Source organism: Synechococcus sp. R5-12 (genome assembly GCF_047502655.1).
Taxonomy (GTDB): Bacteria; Cyanobacteriota; Cyanobacteriia; order Thermostichales; family Thermostichaceae; genus Thermostichus.
Genome location: NZ_JANSIM010000216.1, coordinates 1 through 8,027, shown reverse-complemented (window position 1 = coordinate 8,027; position 8,027 = coordinate 1). Strand labels below are relative to the sequence as shown.

At 56.0% G+C, this 8,027-nt stretch carries 10 protein-coding genes; 6 read left to right on the top strand and 4 right to left on the bottom strand.

The window, feature by feature from the left end; translation table 11 throughout:
• Positions 1-35: 35 nt before the first annotated feature.
• Positions 36-671: a TMEM165/GDT1 family protein gene (locus tag NW843_RS11130; RefSeq protein WP_414375085.1), complete on the bottom strand. Its 636-nt coding sequence runs from the start codon at positions 669-671 to the stop codon at positions 36-38.
• 411 nt (positions 672-1,082) lie between these two features.
• Here NW843_RS11130 and NW843_RS11125 point away from each other — a divergent pair, with 411 nt between their 5' ends.
• The 4 genes from NW843_RS11125 (at position 1,083) to NW843_RS11110 (ending at position 3,249) form a co-directional block, all read left to right on the top strand.
• Positions 1,083-1,205 (top strand): hypothetical protein, encoded by a 123-nt coding sequence (locus NW843_RS11125; protein ID WP_011429573.1) that lies wholly within the window; start codon positions 1,083-1,085, stop codon positions 1,203-1,205.
• A gap of 30 nt (positions 1,206-1,235) precedes the next feature.
• Positions 1,236-1,637 (top strand): YraN family protein, encoded by a 402-nt coding sequence (locus NW843_RS11120; protein ID WP_414330526.1) that lies wholly within the window; start codon positions 1,236-1,238, stop codon positions 1,635-1,637.
• Between the two features lie 399 nt (positions 1,638-2,036).
• Positions 2,037-2,915 (top strand): dienelactone hydrolase family protein, encoded by an 879-nt coding sequence (locus NW843_RS11115; protein WP_414383579.1) that lies wholly within the window; start codon positions 2,037-2,039, stop codon positions 2,913-2,915.
• A 106-nt stretch (positions 2,916-3,021) separates the two neighbouring features.
• Positions 3,022-3,249, top strand: a complete 228-nt coding sequence (locus tag NW843_RS11110) for a hypothetical protein (RefSeq protein WP_414343272.1) — start codon at positions 3,022-3,024, stop codon at positions 3,247-3,249.
• On the opposite strand, the gene NW843_RS11105 is transcribed toward NW843_RS11110, so the two are convergent.
• The 3 genes from NW843_RS11105 to NW843_RS11095 form a co-directional block, all read right to left on the bottom strand.
• Positions 3,246-3,788 carry an NYN domain-containing protein gene (locus NW843_RS11105; RefSeq protein WP_414522970.1) on the bottom strand — a complete coding sequence of 181 codons (543 nt, stop codon included), beginning with the start codon at positions 3,786-3,788 and terminating at the stop codon, positions 3,246-3,248. The genes NW843_RS11110 and NW843_RS11105 overlap by 4 nt on opposite strands.
• A gap of 134 nt (positions 3,789-3,922) precedes the next feature.
• Positions 3,923-4,633 (bottom strand): class I SAM-dependent methyltransferase, encoded by a 711-nt coding sequence (locus tag NW843_RS11100; RefSeq protein WP_414522969.1) that lies wholly within the window; start codon positions 4,631-4,633, stop codon positions 3,923-3,925.
• Positions 4,634-4,682: 49 nt separating this feature from the next.
• A complete protein-coding gene (locus tag NW843_RS11095; RefSeq protein WP_414330537.1) occupies positions 4,683-5,630 on the bottom strand; it encodes a sugar phosphate nucleotidyltransferase in 948 nt (315 codons plus the stop codon).
• 428 nt (positions 5,631-6,058) lie between these two features.
• Between NW843_RS11095 and NW843_RS11090 the strand changes: the two genes are divergently transcribed.
• Both NW843_RS11090 and NW843_RS11085 read left to right on the top strand, forming a co-directional pair.
• Positions 6,059-6,922: an ABC transporter substrate-binding protein gene (locus tag NW843_RS11090; RefSeq protein WP_414522968.1), complete on the top strand. Its 864-nt coding sequence runs from the start codon at positions 6,059-6,061 to the stop codon at positions 6,920-6,922.
• Positions 6,919-7,740 carry an amino acid ABC transporter permease gene (locus NW843_RS11085; protein ID WP_148202748.1) on the top strand — a complete coding sequence of 274 codons (822 nt, stop codon included), beginning with the start codon at positions 6,919-6,921 and terminating at the stop codon, positions 7,738-7,740. The genes NW843_RS11090 and NW843_RS11085 overlap by 4 nt, the downstream gene beginning before the upstream one ends.
• Positions 7,741-8,027 lie beyond the last annotated feature (287 nt).

Genomic DNA, 8,027 nt, shown 5'->3' with positions numbered 1-8,027 from the left:
GACCCTACGGGTACAGTGCGGGGCTCCTGCGATTTCTAGCTGATCCCGGATCCCAGCAACTCCCAACCGGTCAGCAACGCAAACACCAGAAATAAGCCGCCCCCCACCCAATGCACGGCGCGTTCAGAGATGTGAGCTGCTAAAAAACGACCTCCCACCACCGCCAGCCCTACCATCAGACCATGACCCAGGGTTGCCCCCGCCCAGACACTGAATCCCGGATGGGTGGCGGCTAGGGAAACGGTAGCAATCTGGGTTTTATCCCCGAACTCGGCTAGGGCGATCAAACTAAAGGCTTCCCAGACGATGGCCCTAACCCCCCCGCGGCCAACTCCTTTTGCTTCTGCCTGCATCACTTGTCTGAGGGCTTCCTCTTCTTCTGGTAATGCCTGTTGAGGTGGCATTCTGCACGCTTGCCAGAGCATTCTCAAGCCAAAAACGGCGAAAACCCCAGCCGATAGCACCCGCACGCCCAAGGGTGGCAGTAGCTTAAAAAGCACTTGCCCGGTTCCTACCGCTAGCAGGTTCATCATCGCTAAAGCCAGCCATGTCCCCAGAAAAACCCAGCGGCGTGGGTGGCGCATCGCCAAAATCAAGGGGGTAAAAAAGGTTTTGTCCCCAAATTCCGCTACCGTCACCAGCAGCAAACTCGATAAAAAACCGGCCCACATTTTCTAGCCTCCAACCTCTCTTGTGTGTGGAATCGGTTCACACCTAGAGGTGAAGGCTGGGAAAGTCAGACGGACTCACCAAGCTCACCTCTGCGTGAACTCAGTGAAAGTCTCGTCACCAAAGCAGCCTGCCGGGCTTGCTTTGTCTCTTGCACCGGGCTGTTTTTAGCCAGTATGTCGATGCAGAGGGCGGTAAGCCGCCTGACTACTCCCTTTCCGTCTGAATGGTAGCATGCTGAGCTCCCAGTGGGAGTAGTTCATTCAAGCATTCAAGAAAAGCTCTCCAATGGGATCCCCCAAGACTTGCTGTGCCTTGGCCGATATCAGTGCCGCGCATCGCTTACCAGAGGATTGTGAAGGAGCGGCAGGCTATTATGATCACGGTTGAGGAGAAAATCAGGGGAAAACCACGTGGATGCAAAGTTAGTCTTGGTGGGGGTTGCTCTTGTCCTCTCTCTGGCAAGTTTCTACTTCGGCACCCGCAACGGCTTTTACGACACCGACAAGTATCACGGCAATGGCTCTGCTCATTAGAGTCGGGCGCTGGTGATTGGTGATTTTTTCATGGATCCCTTGCCCAAAGGAGCTTCTCTCCAGAATACAGGCGACGCCGGAGAGGACTGGGTGCGGCAATATCTCTGTCAGCAGGGCTGGCAGATCCTGGCCCAGCGGTGGCGCTGCCCTTGGGGCGAGCTGGATCTGGTTGCCCACAAAGCTGATGTGCTGATTTTCGTAGAGGTGAAAACCCGTAGCCCCGGTAGCTGGGATCGAGGCGGGCTTTTGGCGGTTGGGATCCCCAAGCAGCGACGCTTGATCCGGGCTGCCCAGGCCTTCTTGAGCCAGCATCCCCACCTCTCCGAGTTGTCCTGCCGTTTTGATGTTGCGCTGATAGAACGTCGGGCCTCTGGGGAAGGGGTAAGCTATGCTTTGGTTGACTACCTGCCAGCGGCTTTTGAGATTTGTTGAAGCAAACTTATCTCACTTGTCAAGGCCATCTGCACCAGTACAATTGCCGTTTTGCCGCTATTGCCAAACGCTCAGTTTGTCTTTTTGGCTCTGCCCAATGCTGCCATCATCCAACAATTTCGGCAACTGCCAAATAAGCTCCAAAGTGCGAGATGGCATCGATGCTTCTTGAAATGCTTGACCCAAAGATTTCCGGTTTTTAACTGATTTTTAACTGTCTCTTGAGTTGCATTTCCGTTGATCAGCATCGCTGTGCCGAGCCGATCTTAACAGCTCTACGATGCAGATCTCAGACAGGATAGGCAAGATTTGCATCGAGACTGTCAGTAGAAAGAATCTTTACAGACAAAATATTGTTTATCCTGAGAAGAGGGGTTTGTGTTTTTGAGGATTGGGCCTATGTATGCGGAGCAACCCAAGGGGGGATCCTCCAGCAGCTGGAAGCGCCGTCAGTTGAAGCTGGCCAACGTCGCTGCTGGGTTTGCCTCGGCAGTACAGCCGATCTTTGCCCAAACCATCATCACCGATAGCGAAGGATTGGAAGCCGGCCCCGTCACCATTCCCACCCCAGATGGCGAGATCCCTGGCTATCGTGCCAAGCCGACCGGCTCTGGCCCTTTTCCACTGGTTTTGGTGGTGCAAGAGATCTTTGGTGTACACGAACACATTCAAGACATTTGTCGCCGCTTGGGGAAGTTGGGCTATGTGGCAGTGGCTCCCGAGCTGTTTTTCCGGCAGGGGGATGTTTCTCAGCTGCAGAGCCTTGAGGAGATTCGCGCCATCGTCTCCCAGGTGCCCGATGCTCAGGTGATGTCGGATTTGGATGCGGCGGTGGATTGGGCAATTGGCAACTCAGGTGCGGATCCAGAGCGGGTGGGCATTACTGGCTTTTGCTGGGGTGGTCGAATCACTTGGTTGTACGCGGCTCACCGACCCGGCTTGAAGGCGGGTGTTGCCTGGTACGGTCGTTTGGTGGGAGAGTCCACACTCTTAACCCCAAGGCATCCGCTGGATGTGGCAGCCAGCCTGAAGGCACCTGTGTTGGGTTTGTATGGTGGTGCAGATACCAGCATTCCCTTGGAAACGGTGGAGCAAATGAAGTCAGCTCTGGAAGCTTGCGGAGATCCATCGCAGTTGATCATCTACCCGGATGCTCCCCACGCCTTTTTTGCCGATTATCGCCCCACCTATCGCCCAGAAGCGGCTGGTGACGCTTGGGAACGGTTGCAGGCTTGGTTTCGAGAACACGGCTTGGCCCAGGGATCCCGGTCTCAATGATGGGATCTCATCTGTTCCCGTCGGCAGGACGGAGTCTTTTTTTGACTGCGCCGAAGGCAGAGCTTGGGGCAAGCTGGTATATTCCTAGCCATCTCAGGGAAACAGCATGAAAGCGCATGAGTTCTGGGCTCGTACCGACAGCCAAGGTCAACTGATCTTGCCCATGAAGGCGCAGGAACAATTGCCCAAAAATCGAGTTGTGCGGGTGCTGGTGTTGGTAGATGAGCAGGAGCTGGCTCCGGCGGATCCTTCACAGGAGCAGTTGCCTACTGCCTCGCCAGATGAGGAGCATCTTTGGTATGGAGCTCCCACCGTTCCCTACGATGGCATTTAGCGCATGGGATCTTGGCCGGACAGCCGCCAGCGGTTTAGGCGCGAGAGGGTATCTGCATCCAAGTAGGCATCAATGCCCCGCTTGCTCGATAGCCGTTTTGGCTGGAGGTGCCGGATCTGCTGCTGGGCCTGCTGCACTTCATCCCACAGTTGTTCTGCCGAGACCCATTCGGCGTTGTAGCCGCCAATCACCAACTGCTGGACACGATCGGAGGTAGCCACCCGTACCCGACACCCATCCCTCTGCAACTGGGCACACAGCCGTTCAATACAACTGTCGGCGGTCTCGCCATAGGAGGTATACAGGATCTCGATACCCGAAGGGGAGCGCTCTTGCCGGGCTGGAGTGGGTTGGGCGTAGGCATCGTACACCACGGTCGCCTGGTAGCCCCGGAAGGCCACATAGTTGGCCAAAGATTCCACCAAGCGCAGACGGGCCAATTCCATCAGGGAGCGACGCGCTAACTGGCTCAGGGTGGGCCAAGCTCCGATGATGTTGTAGCCATCAACCAAGAGGAAGGTGGGAGAGGAGGCTTGCATGGATGGCGGTGGATCCCTTGTCCGGGATCACACTTCTTAATCTTAATCTTTATCTTATTTTTAATCTTAGTACCCAGCCTTAAAGGTTACCCCACTACTCCGAATGCTCCGATACTTTCCCGGTTGTGAGCAGATCACGGTCTGCGCTGAATCCAATAGGTGGTGAACAGTTCGCCACTGGCCTGTTTCTGAATTTTGCCCCCCAAGGCTGCGATGCGCCGCTCCCACTCCGTTAGGGGGGTGAAAATCGGTTCGGTGCCTTTGAATAGCTCGATGAGGCCCCATTGTTCCGCCCACACCGAGTCGGGATTGACCACTTCAATAATCACAGGTGCAGCCGGTCGCAACACTCGCATCAACTCTGCCCAAACCGCGTCGAAGTACTCAATCGGGTAGTAGTACAAAAATCCGGTGGCAATGGCCAGATCAAATTGCTCCGACTCGTAGTTTTCCAAATGGTGGGCGGATCCCTGTTGCATTGACTTGAACAGCTTGGAGTTAAGCTGGGGTGCCCGCGAGCGAATAAAGCGCACAATCTCACCGCTCAGCTCATGGCCGTAAAAGTAGGCTTGCCAATCGTTCCAGGGATAGGTCAGGAAGCTTACCCCACAGCCCAAATCCAAACAGGCTTCCCGTTTTTTGGGGGCACGCAGTTGCCAAAAGGGGATCCCGAGGCGCTCTTGCAGGTGATCCCGCTGCTGGGCTTGCCAAAAAGGCAGTTGCTCCAGGTCTGAGGGAAGTTGCCAACCTGGCCGACCCAGTTGAATTTCCAGCTCCCGATTAAAGCGAGCAGCTACAGAGGCAAGGTAGGGATCCCAGCGTTCCCCGGTTTGTGGTAGCTCCATTTGCTGATGGCTTTGTCCTGGATGGTCGTGAACTTAACTTGCACTTAACCTACACTACCAGGACTCTCGGCCCGTAGGCTCCCGGCTGCAGGGATCCATTTACCCAGCTGTGGCTGCCGAGGATGGTGCCTGCCGGAATCTGAGCTTGGGATCCCAAACGGGTGTGGGCGCCGATGTAGCAGGGGGCGTGCAGTTGAGCGCTGGGATGGATCTCAGCCGTTTTGTGCACCCATATCCCCGGCGCCTGTTGCTGCACATTTTCTAAGGGAAAATCCGTCATTCGGCCCAGAAGAATGTCCAGTTGGCCGTGGTAGTAGCTGGCCGGCGTGCCCAGATCCCGCCAGTAGCCTGCGTGGAGATAAGCTTGCATCCGTTGCCCTTGCCTGAGCAAATCGGGGAAGATACGCCGCTCGAAGCTGAGGGGATCCCCACTGGGGTAGTCTTTAAAAATGGCCGGATCCAAGACATAGGTGCCGGCGTTGATCGTGTCGGTGGTGAGGGTGAGGGCTTCTGCAGGGGTGGGTTTTTCCCGAAAAGATTGGATCTGGCCCCCTTCCCCAACTTCCACCAGGCCATAGGCGGTGATATCGTCCACGCGGGCGAGGGTGAGGGTGGCAATGGCCTTGCTCTGCACATGACATTGCATCAACGCCTGCAAATCCAGATCCGTGAGGATGTCGGCATTGAAAACCACCAAGGGATCCCCGGTGAAATAGGGCTGAGCCAGCACCAAGGCTCCCGCCGTATCCAAAGGCGTCTCTTCAGGAATGTAGCGGAGCTTCACCCCCAAAGCAGCGCCATCTCCCAGAGCAGCCTCAATTTGTTGGCCCAGATAACCCACGCTGAGCAAAATATCCGTCAAGCCGGCTCGGCGGCAGCGCCCGATCAGCCACTCCAAAAAGGGCACATCCAAAAGGGGCAACAAAGGCTTGGGTTGCAAAAAGGTAAAGGGCCGTAAACGAGTTCCTTTCCCACCCGCCAAGATCACCGCTTGCATAACCACCCTCAACCCCGTTCTCTTCCAAAGATATTGACATCCTCTCCGCCCAATTGCTAAGGGGGATCCATTGGGTCGAGCCAAATGTTTTCTGCTACCCAGAACGTCGATTCTCCGTTGCCCACAGAGGGATACGGATTGCCCCCCCGGGCAACACAGCACGAGTCTTGATCGCAAGTCTCAGGGGATGCCTTTCTGGAGGAGATATTTCAATCTCAATTGGGATTCATAAGCTCAATCCTGAGACAGTTGATTTGCCTTTTTTAGAGCATGTTTGGAGAATTGCGACCCGCTCGCCCCAGTCGGGAATAGCCACCCAAAGCGGCAGTGTCAGGTGATACTACCTTGCAACGGGAATTGTGACAGCCTTGGATAGCTTGGATGGATTCCAATGGGTTTGCCCTTCACCTTCATCTGAGGTTTTGCCGATGTCTGTTTCTCGACGCCGATCCCTACAAGCCCTTTGCTTGACCCTGGCCGGATGCTGGGCTCTAGGCACACACCAGGGATCCCTGCTGGCCCAAGGTAGCGATTTGTTGGCTCAAGTTCAAGAGCGGGGGGTGCTCCGGATTTCCACCGACTCCAATTACCGGCCTCAGAGCTACCTCAATCCCGACGGCAGTTGGGAAGGATTTGACGTGGATGTGGCGCGCGAGATCGCCAAGCGCTTGGGGGTAGAGGCTGAGTTTTTGGATATCAACTTTGATGTCATCACCGCCGGATCTTGGAATGGCCGCTGGGATGTCAATGTCGGGTCGATGACCGTGACTGCCGAGCGCCAGAAAGCTCTGCTGTTTACCATTCCCTACTACTACACCCCCGCCAGCTTCGTGGTCCACCAAGCCTCGACCCTGACCGATATCGCCGCTTTGGAAGGAAAGCGAGTTGGGGTGGGCACCGCCACCACCTACCAAGCTTACCTGGAGGGCAACCTCACTCTGGAAGGAGAGACCATCCAAGTTCCGGCCCCGCGGGTGGACATTCGCATCTACGACACCGATAGCCTGGCTCTGCAGGATTTGGCACTGGGGGATGGCACCCGCCTGGATGCAGTCTTGACAGCTTTGCCGACGGCTGAAAACGCCATTCGGGAAGGACTGCCCCTGAAAACTCTGGGGGATCCGGTCTACTATGAAGCCTTGGCTGTGGCCTTGGATCGCTCCAGCCCTGCCCCTTCCGAGAGCTTGCAAGCCAAAATTAACGAAATTTTAGAATCCATGCACGCCGACGGCACGCTAACAGCCCTCTCGAAGCGGTATTACGGCATTGATCTGACAAAAAAAGCTGAGTGAGCAAAGACTCTATCCCACTGGAGCAGCCCATTTACCCACCGCCCCGGATTCGAAAAGGGATCCCGTTCCCGGTGGCCCAGGGGTTGTGGTTGGTTCTGTGGCTGCTGTTGTTGCTGTTCACCTTCAGCGGGGTACAGTTGGAGTTGGCCGGGATCCCCATCCGTACCTTGCGTCTCAACGGCAACTTTGTGCGCGAGTGGTGGTGGTTTATCTCGCAAGGGGTGGGCACTACTTTTCAACTGTCCTTGGTCTCCATCCTCTGTGCCACCACCTTGGCCTTTTTGTCGGCGCTGGCGGGGCTCTCCCAAATTGCCCCTCTAAGCAGCCTCTCTGCTCTCTATGTCTCGCTGATGCGGGGCACACCTCTATTCCTGCAGTTTTTGTTTATCTACCAGGCTTTGCCGCAACTGGGTCTGGTGTTCGGCTCGTTCACTTCGGCAGTGCTGGCCTTGAGCCTGAACTATGGCGCCTACATGAGCGAGATCTTCCGGGCCGGGATCCAAGCCATTCCCATTGGGCAGCGGGAAGCTGCCTATGCCCTGGGGCTTAAGCCCTGGCAAACCCTGTGGTGCATCATTTTGCCGCAAGCTTTCCGAATTGTCCTACCCGACATTGGCAATCAATTCATCGCCATGCAGAAAGACACTGCCCTGGCCAGTGCCATTGCTTTGCAGGAGTTGATGGGCCGGGCTCGACAGGCAGGTTTGCCGCGCCAGCACTTCTTCGAGGCTTTGGTGGTGGCAGCGCTGTGGTACTGGCTGCTGACGTTGATCTTGTCATTTTTCCAGGGACGCTTGGAACGGTACCTGGCCCGCTAGAGGAGCCTGACTCTAATCCGGCCATTACTTTGGTGTCTGCTTGCATACGTTTGTGGTTGCCCACAAAGACCGGCTGTGCCGTTCGCGATAGCAGGGGGCTCCAAAAACAGCCAGAAAGCTGGGGGACATCATCCTGCACTGACCTGCCGCAGTGGGTGAAAGAGGATCCCTGCCACCTCAAGCGGAACGCCATTCAAGAGGCAGGGTTGGCCTTTCGAGAGAGCAAAGACCCGAAGTTTCGCAGCGTCAGCTAGAAATCGCAGGAGCCCCGCACTGTACCCGTAGGG